We start from the raw sequence: 15,130 nt of genomic DNA on the forward strand, positions 1-15,130 counted from the left end.
CTGCTGAACTGAAGAGGCCGGTTGAGGTCGCCGGTAGTCGTTCTGTCACCGATAGTCGTCTTCGTCGAGGGGGACGACGCGGGCCTGTTCCGCCACGTCGGCCTCGTTGGCCTTGCTCGGGTCGACGTCGGTCGGTTGTTCGGGAGCGTCGTCCTCGGGGGCTTCGGTGTCGAACGGGGTGTCGCTCTCGTCCTCGAACGTCGTGGGATCGCTTGGGTCGACGGTCATGGCGGGCTCCCTTCCTGTGTACGAGCCTAGGAGACGTCGGGCAGGGGTGCCATGGCGGACGTCGTAGGGCTTGCGAGGGCGGCCGTAGGACGTGCGAGGGCTGCCGGTAGGGCATGGGAGGGGTTTCGTGGGGCTTGTGATGGCGAACACACGAGCTACTGCGTGATCGTCTCGTAACATTGCCGCATGTCTTCGACAGAGCTGCCTTCCGTGTCGGCCGCCAGTGTGCTCCCCAAGGTGGCGCCCGTCAGGGTCGGCGAGGGGGAGCGGCTCAGGTCGGTCGGGCTGCCGGGGATCACGCTGACGGTGCGGTCGAGAGCGGCGGTGCGCGAAGGGTCGCCGCCCGCGCTGTACGTCCATGGGCTCGGCGGTTCCTCGCAGAACTGGTCGCAGCTCATGGCCGAGCTCGACGGCCTGGTGGACAGCGAGGCCCTGGATCTGCCGGGCTTCGGCGACTCCCCGCCACCGGACGACGGCGACTACTCCGTCACCGGGCACGCGCGCGCGGTCATCCGTTACCTCGACGCGGCCGGGCGCGGCCCGGTGCACCTCTTCGGCAACTCGCTCGGCGGCGCGATCACGACCCGCGTGGCCGCGGTCCGCCCGGACCTCGTCCGTACGCTCACGCTGATCTCCCCGGCCCTGCCGGAGATCCGCGTCCAGCGCTCGGCGGTACCGACGGCGTTGCTGGGCGTACCGGGGATCGCGTCCCTGTTCACCCGCATCAGCAGGGACTGGACCGCGGAACAGCGCGTCCGCGGCGTCCTGGGTCTCTGCTACGGCGATCCCGGCATGGTGACGCCGGAGGCGTTCCGCCACGCGGTCGAGGAGTTGGAGCGACGACTCCAACTGCCGTACTTCTGGGACGTGATGACCCGTTCCTCCCGAGGCATCGTCAACGCGTACACCCTGGGCGGCCAACACGGCCTCTGGCGCCAGGCCGAACGCGTCCTCGCCCCCACCCTCCTCGTCTACGGCGGCCGCGACCAACTGGTCGGCTACCGCATGGCCCAGCGCGCGGCCCGCGCCTTCCGCGACTCCCGCCTGCTGTCCCTGCCGGACGCGGGGCATGTCGCGATGATGGAGTACCCGGAGACGGTGGCGGCGGCGGTCCGTGAACTTCTCGCGGATGCGGGGGAGTTGGGCGGACCTGGGCAGCCCGGAGAGGCGGCGGGAGTCGGTGCCGGCGGCTCTGGGGATGCCGGTGCCGTCCGGCGACGTCGTGCCGGTGAGACGGATGGTTTCGGCCGAGGTGGCGCGGGCGGTGCGCGGGGGTCCCGGGGCGGCGGTTCGGTGAGTACGGTGAGTGATGCCGACGGTGCGGGCGCGGGCGCCGGGTCCGGTGCCGGGGGCGATGGCAACGACGATACGAACGCGGGGAGTTGAGGGGGCGACGTGGGACGCCATAGTCGCCGTAGGTCCTCTGCGAAGGGTGACTCCGCGGATGTAGGCACAGGGGCGGGCAAGGGTGCGCGGGGCGCGCCGGGCGCTCAGGACTCCCGGGAACCTCAGGAGACGCGAGGCGCTCCGGGGTCTCAGGGGACCCAAGGGTCTCAGGGGACCCAAGGGTCTCAGGGTTCTCAAAAGGGGCAGGGGGGTCGGCCTCGGCTTGGAGGGCCTGGATCGGCACCTGGTCCGATGCCGGTACCTGGCCGACAGCAGCCTTCGGGGGGAGGAAATCCGGGGTATGGGGCGTCGAGCCTTCCGGATGGGACGCCGGCCCATGGAGTGCCGCGTTCCCAGGGTCAGCCGCCCACTCAAGTCCACGGCCGGCCGCCTGTTCAAGGTGGGCCGCGTCTTCCCGATGGGACCCCGGCTCACGGGTCGCCGCGTTTCTTCGGCGGTAGTCCTGCGGTAGGAGACTCGCGTCTGCCTGGAGGCCCGCGTCTCCCTGATGGCACTCCCGCGCGCGGGGTCCCGCCTTTGCCGGACGGCTGGTCCGCGCAGGGTGCGCCGCGTTTCGCTGACGGCACTCCGGCTCATGGCGTTTCCCGGCTTCCGGATGGCACACCGGCCCACGGGTTTCCCCGGTTGGCCGATGGCACTCCGGCCCATGGTTTTCCGAGGCTGTCGGACGGCACTCCGGTTCGTGGTGTTCCGCGCGTGCAGGATGGAACCTCCGCGCAGGGCACCCCTCGCTTCTCCGATGGCACTCCGGCTCACGGTTTTCCGAGGCTGCCCGACGGCACCCCGGCTCGTGGTGTTCCGCGCACGCCGGACGGCACTCCCGCGCACGGCACCCCCCGCTTCCCCGACGGCACCCCGGCTCACGGTTTCCCGAGGCTGCCCGACGGCACTCCCGCGCGCGGTGTTCCCCGGCTGCCCGACGGAACTCCCGCCCACGGCACGCCCCGTGCCCGTTCCGGTCACCCCGAGCAGTCTGAATCCGGGGGCGGTTGGGGTGAGTTGAGGGGGCGGACCGGTGGGGGACCGGGCGGGCCACTCGGTGCTTCTCGGGACCCGCTGAGCGCGTCCGGTATCCCCGGTGCCCCTGGCGTGCCCCAGACCCCCGTCGCCGGTATGCCCTCCGGGCCGGGGCCGGGGCCGGGGCTTCCCATACCGCGGCAGCGGCAGGCTCCTCAAGCCGGTCCCCGGCGACGGGGGCAGGCCGGTCGTGGGCCCCGGCAGGACTACGTAGACGCTTTCGAAGCGGACGGCGACGACGTCTTCGCGCCTCGGACCGGTGTCGCCACGCACCCCTCCGACCCGTACGGCTCCGTCACCGACTGGACCCCCGAGAGCGACGCCGACACCGACGCCGACGACGCGCCCCCTGCCGACAGCGGCACTGGCCCCGCGCCCGGCAAGGGCCGTAAGGGACGGACGTACACCGGTATCGCGGCCGCCGCTGTCACCACCGTGCTGGCCGTCATCGTCGCCGGGCAGGTCGCCAAGGACGGTGACGGCGACGGTGCGCGGTCGCAGGCGGCGACCGATCGGGCCCGGGATGCCAGAGAGACGGCCTCGCCGCAGGCAAGCCCGTCCAGTACGCCGCGCCTGGTGGCCCTGACGTACGCGCAGAAGATGGCCAAGAAGTACCCGCTCGGCGCCAAGCTCAAGGGGCCGGACAAGTTCGACGCGGTGCCCGGTGTCGACAAGGCGCCCGGTAAGGGGCGCAAGTACACGTACCGCGTGGATGTGGAGCAGGGGCTCGGGCTCGACGGCGCGCTCTTCGCGCAGGCCGTGCAGAAGACGCTGAACGACAAGCGGAGTTGGGCCCACAACGACGCCCGTACCTTCGAGCGGATCTACACGGGCAAACCGGACTTCGTGATCACTCTTGCCAGTCCTGGTACCACCGCCACGTGGTGCGCCAAGTCCGGGCTCGACACCACCGAGGACAATGTGTCGTGCGACTCGGCGGCCACCGAACGCGTGATGATCAACGCGTATCGATGGGCGCAGGGGTCGTCGACATATGGGGACAAGATGTACGCGTATCGACAGATGTTGATCAACCATGAGGTCGGTCACCGTCTCGGCTACGGGCACGTCACCTGCGACAAGGACGGCGAGTTGGCGCCGGTCATGCAGCAGCAGACCAAGTTCCTCGACCACGACGGGATCCACTGCCTGGCGAACCCCTGGCCGTACCCGGGCAGTTGACGGGCGACGCTTATGTCACATTGACACGAGCCGCAACTTCCATCATATTTTTGCGCATGTGGTCTAGTCATGTCCCGAACCGCGCCGCCATCGAGCTGGCGCTCATCGGCGTGACCCCGCTCTGCGTGGCCGACATTCTCTGTCGCTGAACACCGCCTCTGGCGTTTGTGTCGCGACCCGCACCACCATGCCCTTGCCGTAGGACCTTGGCAGGGTTTTTCGACGACCTGACGCCGGGGCAGACGGCTGTTCGCTTCCGTCTCATCCCTCGTCCATCCGTCTCGCTATTCGAGAACTCCCGGAGAGTTCCCGAGAAACCACCCCGAGAGGTCGTCATTCCGATGCGTCAACCGTCCGTCATAGCCCGGCGCGTGGCCGTGGCATCCGTCAGCCTGGCCGTGGCAGCGGGCGCCGCCGCCTGCGGGCCGAAGGACAACGATGCCAAGGCCTCCGGTGGCGACTCCACGCCCCACAAGGGCGGCACGCTCACGGTGCTGAACTCGCAGCCCCAGGAGGACTTCGACCCGGCCCGCCTGTACACCTCCGGCGGCGGCAACGTCCCGTCCCTCGTCTTCCGCACCCTTACCACTCGCAACCGCGAGAACGGCGCGGCCGGCGCCAAGGTCGTCCCGGACCTCGCCACCGACATCGGGCGCCCCAACAAGGACGCGACCGTGTGGACGTACACCCTGAAGAAGGGCCTCAAGTACGAGGACGGTACGGCGATCACCTCGGCCGACATCAAGTACGGCATCGAGCGCTCCTTCGCCCCCGAACTCTCCGGCGGTGCGCCCTACTTGAGGGACTGGCTGGTCGGCGCGGCCGACTACCAGGGGCCGTACAAGGACAAGAAGGGGCTCAGCGCGATCGAGACTCCTGACAGTCGGACCATCGTCTTTCATCTGAACAAGCCCGAGGGCGAGTTCCCGTATCTCGCCACGCAGACGCAGTTCACACCCGTCCCGAAGGCGAAGGACACGGGGACGAAGTACGAGCAGCACCCGATCTCGTCGGGGCCGTACAAGGTCGTCAGCAACCAGAACGACGGTGAGACGATCGTCCTGGAGCGCAACACGTACTGGTCCACGGCCACGGACGCCGAGCGCAAGGCCTACCCGGACAAGATCGACGTGAAGTCGGGGCTCGACTCGTCCGTGATCAACCAGCGGTTGTCCGCGTCCCAGGGGACGGACGCCGCTGCCGTGACGACGGACACCAACCTCGGGCCCGCCGAACTCGCCAAGGTGACCGGTGACAAGGAGCTCGCGGCGCGCGTCGGCACCGGGCACTTCGGTTACACGAACTACATCGCGTTCAACCCGACGGTCGCGCCGTTCAACAACGTCAAGGTGCGGCAGGCGATCTCGTACGCCATCGACCGTTCGTCGGTGGTCAACGCGGCGGGCGGTTCGTCGCTGGCCGAGGCCGCGACCACCTTCCTGCCGAACCAGAAGTCCTTCGGCTACGACCCCTACGACCTCTTCCCGGCAGGCGCGTCCGGCAACGCGGCGAAGGCCAAGGAGCTGCTCAAGGAGGCCGGTTACCCGAAGGGGATCACCGTCACCCTGACGCACTCCAACGACAAGGACTTCGAGACCAGCCCCGAGATCGCGACCGCGATCCAGGACGCGCTCAAGAAGGCCGGCATCACCGTCAAGCTGCAGGGCCTGGAGATCAACGACTACAAGGACAAGATCCACAGCGTCAAGACCGAGCCGGGCTTCTTCCTCGCCCACTGGGGTGCCGACTGGCCCTCCGGCGGTCCCTTCCTCGCCCCGATCTTCGACGGCCGCCAGATCGTCAAGGACGGCGCGAACTTCAACACCGGCCTGCTCAATGACAAGTCGGTCAATGCCGAGATTGATTCGATCAACAAGTTGACGAATCTTGACGAGGCCGCCAAGCGCTGGGGTGCACTGGACAAGAAGATCGGCGAGCAGGCCCTGACCGTGCCGCTGTTCCACCCCGTCTACAAGCGACTGGTCGGCAAGGACATCAAGAATGTCGTGATCAGCGACTGGACCGGCGTCCTGGACATCTCCCAGGTCGCGGTCAAGTAACCCCATGAGTGAGGCACTTGTCGCCTCCCAGGCCGCCGGGACGGACATCTCCGTCCCGGCGGGCTCGGGGGCCCGTCAGTTCTGGCGGCGGCTGCGAGCGCAGCGCGCCGCCCTCGTCGCGGCGGTCGTCGTCGCCCTGCTCGTCCTGGTCGCGCTCGCCGCGCCGCTGCTCACCGCGATCGAGGGCCAGGACCCCTTCACCTACCACCCCTCGCTCATCGACTCCGCGCGCGGAGGTGTGCCGACCGGTTCCTTCGGGGGCATCACCGGCGATCACTGGCTCGGCGTCGAACCGCAGACAGGGCGTGACCTGTTCGCGCGTCTCGCCTACGGCGCCCGGGTCTCGCTCGGCGTCGCGCTCGGGGCGACCGTCGTACAGGTCACCATCGGGGTCGTGATCGGTGTCGCGGCCGCGCTCGGCAGTCGATGGGTTGATCAACTGTTGAGCCGGATCACCGACATCATCGTGGCGATGCCGTTGATGATCATGTCGTTGGCGCTGCTCGCGATCGTGCCCAGCAGCTTCCCGCGGCCCCTGCTCGTCGCGCTCGTCATCGGGCTCATCGCCTGGGGCAACATCGCGAAGATCGTGCGCGCCCAGACGCTCACCCTGAAGGAACTCGACTACGTCTCCGCCGCCCGGCTCAGCGGCTGGGGCACCTGGCGCATCGCCCGCCGCGAACTGCTGCCCGGGCTCGCCGCGCCCGTCATCACCTACGCGGCACTCCTCGTACCGATCAACATCACCACCGAGGCCGCGCTGTCCTTCCTCGGCGTCGGCGTGAAGCCCCCGACGCCCTCCTGGGGACAGATGCTCACCGCCGCCGACGTCTGGTACCAGGCCGCACCGCAGTACCTGCTGCTGCCCGCCGGTGCCCTCTTCGTCACCGTCCTGGCGCTGACCGTCCTGGGCGACGGCATCCGCACGGCCCTCGACCCGCGCGCGGCCTCCCGCCTCCGCATCGGCACGGGGCGGAAGCGCGAGGCGAAGGCGGACGCGAACGGCAAGGCGGACGCGAACGGCAAGGCGGACGCGAGCGGCAAGAAGGTCGCGGTGGACGCCGATTCCGGCCGGTCAACACTTGATCCGAGCATCAAGACGATCAAGTCGGCCGACGCCAACGGCGAGAAGGAGGACCCGGCATGAGCGGCTTCGGAGGCTTCGTCCTGCGCCGAGGCATCGGCACCGTGATCACCCTGTTCGCCATCTCGGTGATCGTCTACGTGGTCTTCTTCGTCACCCCCGGGAACGTCGCCCAGATCACCTGCGGCCCGCGCTGCTCCCCGGAGCAAGTGCACCAGGTGGCCCAGCAGTTGAGGCTCGACGACCCGCTGTACCTCCGCTACTGGCACTTCCTCCAGGGCATCCTCGTCGGCCAGGACTACTCCACGGGCACCTCCGTGGAGCACTGCTCGGCGCCCTGCCTCGGGCTGTCGTACCAGGGCGACCAGCAGGTCACCCAGCTGATCCTGGCGAAGCTGCCGGTCAGCCTGTCGCTCGTGTTCGGCGCGATGGTGCTGTGGCTGATCCTCGGCGTCGGCACGGGCGTCCTGTCGGCGTGGCGGCGCGGCCGGTTCACCGAGCGCCTGCTGACCGGCATCACCCTCGCGGGCGTCGCCACCCCGGTGTTCGTGATCGGCCTGGTGCTGATGATCGTCGTCTGCGGGCAGCTCCAACTGCTGCCCTTCCCGCAGTACGTCGGCCTCACCGACGACCCCGAACAGTGGGCCTGGAACCTGCTGTTGCCCTGGCTCTCGCTCGCCCTCATCGAGGCCGCCGCGTTCGCCCGGCTCACCCGGGCGTCGATGCTGGAGACGCTCGCCGAGGACCACATCCGCACATTCCGCGCGTACGGCGTCGGTGAACGGTCGATCATCGGGCGGCACGCGCTGCGCGGGGCGTTCGCGCCGATCATCGCGCTCAACGCCAACAACGTCGGCTCGGCGGTCGGCGGCGCGGTGCTCACCGAGACGCTGTTCGGGCTGCCCGGCATCGGACAGGAACTCGTCCATGCCGTCAATGTCGTCGACCTGCCGGTGGTCGTCGGCATGGTCCTGGTCATCGGCTTCTTCGTGGTCATCGCCAACGCCGTCGCGGACGTGCTGTACGCGGTGGCCGACCGACGGGTGGTGCTCGCATGAGCCCGGGTACTGGCATGAGTCCTGTGGACGCCTTGGTGGAAGTCACCGACCTGACGGTCGGGTTCGGGTCCCTGCGGGCCGTCGACGGCCTCTCCTTCCGGCTGGAGAAGGGCGCCGCGCTGGGCCTGGTCGGCGAGTCCGGCTCGGGCAAGTCCACGGTCGCCTCGGCCCTGTTGGGCCTGCACCGCGGCACGGGTGCCGACGTCGGCGGCTCGGTGCGCGTCGCCGGCATCGACGTACAGGAGGCGTCCGACGCGGACCTGCACCGGCTGCGTGGCGGCAGGGCCGCGATGGTCTTCCAGGACCCGCTGTCGTCCCTGGACCCGTACTACGCGATCGGCGACCAGATAGCCGAGGTGTACCGGGTGCACACGCGCGTGTCCCTTCGGGCCGCACGCGCGCGTGCTGTCGAAGTGCTGGACCGGGTGGGAATTCCGGACGCGCTACGGCGATCCCGTTCGCGCCCGCACGAGTTCAGCGGCGGCATGCGGCAACGCGCCCTCATCGCGATGGCGTTGGCCTGCGAGCCGGACCTGCTGATCGCCGACGAGCCGACGACCGCGCTCGACGTGACCGTCCAGGCGCAGATCCTCGACCTGCTGCACACGTTGCGCGAGGAGACCGGCCTGGGGCTGCTGCTCGTCACGCACGACGTGGGCGTCGCCGCCGAGAGCGTCGACGAGATCCTGGTCATGCGGCACGGGCGGGCCGTCGAACACGGGCCGGTGGACACCGTCCTCGGCGCGCCGACCGAGCCGTACACCCGGGATCTGCTCGGCGCGGTCCCCCGCGTGGACGTGCCGCGCGCGCCCTCCGAGGCATCCTCGGCGGCCCAGGCGGTCGTCCTGGAGGCGACGGGCCTCCGGCGTGAATTCGGGCGCGGGAAGCGGGCGTTCGCGGCCGTGGACGACGTGTCGCTGACGATCCACCGGGGCGAGACCCTCGGCATCGTGGGCGAGAGCGGCAGCGGCAAGACGACGCTCGGCCGGATGCTGGTCGGGCTCCTGAAGCCGACGGCCGGCGAGATCAAGCCCGGCGGCGGGGTCCGCCCCGACGTCCAGATGGTCTTCCAGGACCCCGTCTCCTCCCTCAACCCCCGCCGCAGCGTGGGCGAGTCGATCGCCGACCCGCTGCGCGCGCGTGGCGAGCGGGACGAGGGGCGCATCCGGGAGCGCGTGCGTGAACTCCTGGAGCGCGTGGGGCTCGAAGGGGCGCACTACGACCGCTACCCGCACGAGTTCAGCGGGGGCCAGCGCCAGCGCGTGGGCATCGCGCGGGCGCTCGCGGCCGACCCGCGCGTGATCGTGTGCGACGAGCCGGTCTCCGCGCTCGACGTCACCACACAGGCCCAGGTCGTCGCCCTGCTCGGCGAACTCCAGCGCGAACTCGGCCTCGCGCTCGTGTTCGTCGCCCACGACCTCGCCGTCGTCCGCCAGGTCAGCGACCGGGTCGCGGTGATGCGACGCGGGAGAATCGTTGAACAAGGCCCCGCCGACGAGGTCTACGACGCCCCGAAGGACCCGTACACGAAGCAGCTCCTGGCCGCCGTACCGGCCCTTGATCCCCAGGTTGCGGCCCGGCGGCGGGCGGCGCGACGGGAGTTGGCGACGACGTGACGGTGCCGTCGCGACGACGGAACGGTGCCGTCCCCGCGACGGAACGGTGCCGTCCTCACGACGAGACGGTGCCGTCCCCGCGACGTGACCGCCTCGTCGCTACGGCACCGTAGCGACGGCACGCCAGCGGTCTGACGTTCCGTGCGCGATTGATCTCTTAGCGCGACTGAACGCGAACCGCACGGGAAAGTTACGACCGTTCACCCCTTTTGGTGGCGCGATGGACAACCGTCCGTCGCGCCACCGCCTTGTCCGCATACGTTCGTCCCGCTGCGAGCCGCCGGGTCAACGGCGGCTCCCCATATGGGAGATCGGGGGTGTGCCCGTGCGCATAGGACTGCTTACGGAGGGTGGCTATCCGTATGTGAGCGGTGACGCCAGACTCTGGTGCGACCGGCTCGTACGCGGGCTCGGGCAGCACGAGTTCGACATCTACGCGCTCAGCCGCAGCGAGCGCCAGGAGGACGAGGGCTGGCTCGAACTGCCGCCCCAGGTCAACCGGGTGCGTACCGCGCCGCTGTGGACCGCAGAGGACGACGGGGCGGCGCTCGGGCGCCGTGCGCGCCGGCGGTTCGCTGAGAACTTCGAGGAGCTGGCCGCCGTGCTGTGCGCGGGGGACGGGCAGGCGCCGGAGGCGGCGGACGGGGTGCAGGGCGAGCTGGGGGAGCCCTCCGCCGAAGTGGCGGACCGTTTCGCCAACGCGTTGTACGGACTCGCGGAACTCGCCCGCGACGAGGGCGGACTCGTAGCGGCGCTGCGCTCCGAGAGCGCCGTGCGTGCGCTGGAACGCGCTTGTCGTGCGCCCGGCGCACTCCGTACGGCCCGCGAGGCGCGCGTACCCGAACTCCTCAGCGTCGCCGCGCACTTGGAACGCGCCCTGCGCCCCCTCTCGCTCGACTGGTACGAGGACGACGCCCTCGGCTCCGTGGACCTCTGTCACGCGACGGCCGGCGGCACCGCGGCCCTGCCCGGACTGCTCGCCCGGCACTTCGCGGGCGTACCGCTGCTGGTGACCGAGTACGGCGTGCAGTTGCGGACGCACTACCTGGCCTCCGCCGACGCGCCGCCCGCCGTACGGGCCCTGCTCGCCGCTTTCCACGGCAGGCTGGCCGCCGAGATCTACCGGCGGGCCGCGCTGATCACCCCCGGCAACAGCCACACCCGCCGCTGGCAGGAACGCTGCGGCGCCGACCGGACGAAACTGCGCACGGTCTACCCGGGCATGGAGGCGTCCCGCTTCGCGGAGGTGGGCGAGGCGCCCGACGGTGCGGACCCGGACACGCTCCTGTGGGTCGGCCGTATCGAACCCGCGAAGGACCTGATCTCCCTGCTCCACGCCTTCGCGGAGATCCGCAAGGAGGAGCCCAAGGCACGCCTGCGGATCGTCGGCGCGCCGTCCGGCATCGAGGGTGAGGCCTACTTGGGCCACTGCCGGGCGCTGGCCGCACAGCTCTTCCCCGACGAGGCCGAGGGCGTGCACGCGGTCGGCGACAACCCGGTGTCCTTCGAGGAGATCGGCGGCCCGGAAGCCCCCACGCTCGCCGAGGCGTACGCGGCCGGCACGCTGATCGTCCTCTCCAGCGTCGTCGAGGGCTTCCCGCTCAGCCTGGTCGAGGCCATGTTCTGCGGCCGGGCGACCGTGTCCACGGACGTCGGTGCGGTGGTCGAGGTCATCGGCGGTACGGGGCTCGTCGTGCCCCCGCGCAATCCGCGGGCGCTCGCGGAAGCGTGCGTGAGCCTGCTGCGCGACCCCGCGCGCCGTGAGCGCCTGGGCGCCGCCGCGCGCGCCCGCGCCCTCGAACTGTTCACCGTCGAGCAGAACATCGAGGCATTTCACAGCATTTACCTGGAGATCGTCTCGCACGCCCCGGTACGCCGGGTCGTCCTCGACGAGGCAGGCGAGCCCCTCCCCTTCGCAGCCCCCGCCGAGGCCCACGTCCCCGGCCGCTGGACCGGCCCCATGGCCCGCGTCGTGGCCCGCGGCGGTCCCACCTGGGCGACGGGCGCGCCGGTACGCGCCACAACTCCCTTGCCGACGACGGAGGCAGCCCGATGAGCGGCCTCGGCGAACTCGACCGCCCCGGGACACCCGGCAGCGCGGAGGCGTGGGACGCACGCTCGGAGGAGTGGCTCGGCGAGAGCGGGGAGTCCGGGGCGGAGGGAGAAGTGCCGGGGGTGAAGGGAGAGGCGCCGGGCGAGCTGTCGGCTGTCGGCCAGGGCGCCGGTGACGTCCGGGGCGCCGTAGACCGTGACGAAGCGGTGTCGGTCGCTGGCCAGGACGCCGGTGATCTCCGTGTCGCCGTAGACCGTGACGAAGCCGTGCCGGTCGCCGGCCAGGACGCCGGTGACGTCCGTGTCGCCGCAGACCGTGACGAAGCCGTGCCGGTAGTCGGCCCAGATGCCTACGACACCGCCCCGATCACCGCCGCCCCCGCTCCACGCGCCGCCCGCCCCGCACGCGACGCCGAGCAGCCACACCCCCGAACTGCGCCCGAACCGATCCCTCGCGCGACCGATCGCAAGCCCGCCCCCACCCGCCGCGGCGCAGCCGACCCGGTCAAGGCACTGATGCACCGTCACCGCGAGCTGTGCGAACGGGCCGTCGATCCGCTGGAGATCGCCGCAGGGCTGGAGGCCCACGGCGTCACCGATCGCACCGCCGCCCGCTTCCGGCACCGGGACGTGTTCGCGCTCGCCGAGGAGATGTACGCACGCGTGCCCCGCGACGAGGCGGCGGCCCCGCACTCCGACGCCGTAGCCGCGCAGCCACCCCGCGCAGCCTGGGCCGTACTCGCCCTCCTGCCCGGAGTCCTGTGCGCTTCGGCGGTGATCGGGGTGCGGCTCACGGACGGTCGGCCGCGGCTGACGGCGGCCGTCGTCGGCGTTCTCGCCGTGGCGCTCGCGGTGCGCGTCGCCCTCGGTCGCGGCCCGCTGAGCAACCCGCCCGGCACGCACGCGTGGCGCACGCCCCCCGGCACCCGCCTATGGACGTACTGGCTGCTGGCCTACGCCCTCCTCGGTGACGGACTGCTCCGCGCCGCGGACGACGGTGGCCCCGACGGTCTGCCGACCGGACTGGCGGGCGGAACCTGGTCCACGGCCACCGCACCGGTCCTGGCCCTCACCCTGGCCTGCGCCCCCGCGGCCTGGTGCGCCCACCACTTCGCCGTACGCGCCGGCCGCAAGCTTGCGACGAGCCGCGGTCTGGAGGACTTCGCCGACTCCGTACGACCGCTGCTGCTCGGCACGTTCGCCCTGTTCCTGGGCGCCCTGACCGTCCTCCTCGCGCTTTGCGGCGCGGTCCTGGACGAGCCCGCCGCGTACGCCCAGGCCCTCACGCTCGGCGCCCTGTTGCTGCTCGCCCGCCTCCTCACCGTCCACGGTTTCACCCATGCCCCGACCGTCGCCCTCGGCGCGGCGGCGGCCACGGAAGCGACGGCCCTGTCCCTGGACCTCATCGGCCGGCTCCCCGGCTGCGGCTTCCTGGCCACCACCGTGGAAACCGTCCTGAACTCCTGGGGCCCCGGCGGCATCCCCGCCCTGGCCTGCGGAGCGGCCGCCCTGACCCTCCTGTTCCACACCACCCGCACGCTGACCAGAGCCTCCGCGCACGCGCCGGCGAACGAGCCGAGGTGACGACGCCGATGACCCGCACCAACCAGACGCGTCACCCAGCCGCAGGCGCCCGGCCCCACCGCCGGAGGCAACCGCATCACCCTGTGAAGGAGAACACCAGATGATCACCTCCCGATCCGGAGAGTCGGCCCCGGGAGCCGTCCGATGAGGGTCCTGCTGATCGGAGCCAACGGCTACCTCGGCCGCTTCGTCGCCGACCGCCTGCTCGCCGACCCGGCCGTCCAGCTCACCGCGCTCGGCCGCGGCGACGACGCCGACGTCCGCTTCGACCTCGCGACCGGCAGCCCCGGAGCGCTCACCCGCTTCTTGGACGCCGTCCACCCCGGAGTCGTCATCAACTGCGCCGGTGCCACCAGAGGCGGCGCCCGCGAACTCACCCGGCACAACACCGTCGCCGTCGCCACCGTCTGCGAGGCCTTGCGCCGCAGCGGCTGCGGAGCCCGGCTGGTGCAGATCGGGTGCGGCGCGGAGTACGGCCCCAGCCAGCCCGGGTCCTCCACGGCCGAGGATGCCGTACCCCGCCCCGGCGGTCCGTACGGCGTCAGCAAACTCGCCGCCACCGAACTGGTCCTGGGCTCCGGTCTCGACGCCGTGGTGCTGCGCGTCTTCTCGCCCGCGGGACCCGGCACCCCCGCCGGTTCCCCGCTCGGCCGGCTCGCCGAGGCCATGCGCCGGGCCATGCAGTCCGGCGACGGCGAACTCAAACTCGGCGGCCTGGGCGCGCAACGCGACTTCGTCGACGTACGGGACGTGGCCCGCGCCGTCCACGCGGCCTCGCTCTCCGCCGCGCAGGGCGTCATCAACATCGGCTCGGGCCGCGCGGTCCGGCTGCGCGACGCCGCCGCCGTCCTCGCCCGCGTCGCCGGATACGGCGGCGCGCTGCACGAACTCGACGGCCCGCCCGGCCCGTTGCGGGCGGCCATCGGGCACCCCCGCACCGATCCCGACCACGCGGCCCCGGTCGCGTACCCGTACCCGGACGGCTGCGGGAGCTGGCAGCAGGCCGATGTGCGCACCGCGCGCGACCGGCTCGGCTGGCGGCCCCGGATCAACCTGGAGGAGTCCCTCGCCGACATCTGGATGGAGGCGGCATGCCGCATCTGACCAGCGCGACCCCGGGCACCGCGACCACCGGCGTCCGCACCGGCTTCGGCATCCCCGGCTACGCGCATCCTCTGGTCGCGCCGACCGAATGGGGTGAACTCACCCGCCCCGGAACGCCGTTGCACTGGGTCGTCCTCAACGTCTCCTCCGGCCCGGGGACCCGTCCCGACCCGCACTGCCTGGAGGCGGCCGGGCGGCTCCGCAACACCGGCGTCCGGGTCCTCGGCCACCTGGACGCCGCCCACGGTGCCCGCACCTTCGGCGATCTGATCTCCGAGGCACATCGGTACCGCGACTGGTACCAGGTCGACGGCTTCCTCCTGGACCGCTGTCCCACCGACCGGGCCGCGCTTCCCGAGGCCCGCCGCACGGTCACCGCGCTCCGCGAGATCCGTGACGGCGCGCACATCGTCCTGGGGCACGGCACCCACCCGCACCCCGGATACGCCGAGTGCGCCGACCAGTTGGTGACCTTCTCCGGGCCGTGGAGCGACTACCGCTGGTCGCAGGTGGCCGAGTGGACCGCCGACCACCCGCCCGAGCGCTTCTGCCACTTCGTGCACGGCGTCCCGCGCGGCCATCTCGACGAGGCGCTGCGCATCGCCCGCTGGCAGGGCGCCTCGACCATCTACTTCACCGACCGCACCGATCACGGCGGCCGCACCGACCCCTGGGAGACCATGCCCGGCTACTGGGACGAGATCGTCTCGCGGATCGGAACGGGTGTCTCGGAATGAA

Annotated in this window: 12 protein-coding genes; 11 read left to right on the forward strand and 1 reads right to left on the reverse strand. The window is 71.4% G+C overall.

Annotated elements, in window-relative coordinates; genetic code table 11:
- Positions 1 to 45: 45 nt before the first annotated feature.
- On the reverse strand, positions 46 to 228 hold the full coding sequence (locus OG588_RS32940; RefSeq protein ID WP_405950427.1) for a hypothetical protein: 183 nt from the start codon (positions 226 to 228) through the stop codon (positions 46 to 48).
- A gap of 186 nt (positions 229 to 414) precedes the next feature.
- Here OG588_RS32940 and OG588_RS32945 point away from each other — a divergent pair, with 186 nt between their 5' ends.
- The 11 genes from OG588_RS32945 to OG588_RS32995 all read left to right on the forward strand — a co-directional run bounded on the left by OG588_RS32945 (position 415) and on the right by OG588_RS32995 (position 15,129).
- Positions 415 to 1,614: an alpha/beta fold hydrolase gene (locus tag OG588_RS32945; protein WP_405950428.1), complete on the forward strand. Its 1,200-nt coding sequence runs from the start codon at positions 415 to 417 to the stop codon at positions 1,612 to 1,614.
- Positions 1,615 to 2,403: 789 nt separating this feature from the next.
- Positions 2,404 to 3,834 (forward strand): DUF3152 domain-containing protein, encoded by a 1,431-nt coding sequence (locus OG588_RS32950; protein ID WP_405953270.1) that lies wholly within the window; start codon positions 2,404 to 2,406, stop codon positions 3,832 to 3,834.
- A 56-nt stretch (positions 3,835 to 3,890) separates the two neighbouring features.
- Positions 3,891 to 3,983 (forward strand): Ms4533A family Cys-rich leader peptide, encoded by a 93-nt coding sequence (locus OG588_RS32955; protein ID WP_317773309.1) that lies wholly within the window; start codon positions 3,891 to 3,893, stop codon positions 3,981 to 3,983.
- Positions 3,984 to 4,175: 192 nt separating this feature from the next.
- Positions 4,176 to 5,894 carry an ABC transporter substrate-binding protein gene (locus tag OG588_RS32960; RefSeq protein ID WP_405950429.1) on the forward strand — a complete coding sequence of 573 codons (1,719 nt, stop codon included), beginning with the start codon at positions 4,176 to 4,178 and terminating at the stop codon, positions 5,892 to 5,894.
- A 4-nt stretch (positions 5,895 to 5,898) separates the two neighbouring features.
- Entirely contained in the window at positions 5,899 to 7,041 is a 1,143-nt protein-coding gene (locus tag OG588_RS32965) for an ABC transporter permease (RefSeq protein WP_405950430.1), read from the forward strand.
- Entirely contained in the window at positions 7,038 to 8,036 is a 999-nt protein-coding gene (locus tag OG588_RS32970) for an ABC transporter permease (RefSeq protein WP_266861899.1), read from the forward strand. Before OG588_RS32965 ends, OG588_RS32970 begins: the two co-directional genes overlap by 4 nt.
- Positions 8,037 to 8,050: 14 nt before the next feature.
- Positions 8,051 to 9,652: a dipeptide ABC transporter ATP-binding protein gene (locus OG588_RS32975; protein WP_405950431.1), complete on the forward strand. Its 1,602-nt coding sequence runs from the start codon at positions 8,051 to 8,053 to the stop codon at positions 9,650 to 9,652.
- Positions 9,653 to 9,977: 325 nt separating this feature from the next.
- Complete coding sequence (locus OG588_RS32980; protein ID WP_405950432.1) at positions 9,978 to 11,708, forward strand: DUF3492 domain-containing protein; 1,731 nt, start codon at positions 9,978 to 9,980, stop codon at positions 11,706 to 11,708.
- The gene (locus OG588_RS32985) at positions 11,705 to 13,288 is read left to right on the forward strand and encodes a hypothetical protein (RefSeq protein WP_405950433.1); all 1,584 of its coding nucleotides are present in this window, start codon (positions 11,705 to 11,707) and stop codon (positions 13,286 to 13,288) included. Before OG588_RS32980 ends, OG588_RS32985 begins: the two co-directional genes overlap by 4 nt.
- A gap of 144 nt (positions 13,289 to 13,432) precedes the next feature.
- Positions 13,433 to 14,392 carry an NAD(P)-dependent oxidoreductase gene (locus tag OG588_RS32990; RefSeq protein ID WP_033282020.1) on the forward strand — a complete coding sequence of 320 codons (960 nt, stop codon included), beginning with the start codon at positions 13,433 to 13,435 and terminating at the stop codon, positions 14,390 to 14,392.
- A complete protein-coding gene (locus OG588_RS32995) occupies positions 14,380 to 15,129 on the forward strand; it encodes a spherulation-specific family 4 protein (RefSeq protein ID WP_405950434.1) in 750 nt (249 codons plus the stop codon). The genes OG588_RS32990 and OG588_RS32995 overlap by 13 nt, the downstream gene beginning before the upstream one ends.
- Position 15,130: the final 1 nt, after the last annotated feature.

It is taken from the genome of Streptomyces prunicolor (genome assembly GCF_045162825.1).
GTDB lineage: Bacteria > Actinomycetota > Actinomycetes > Streptomycetales > Streptomycetaceae > Streptomyces > Streptomyces prunicolor.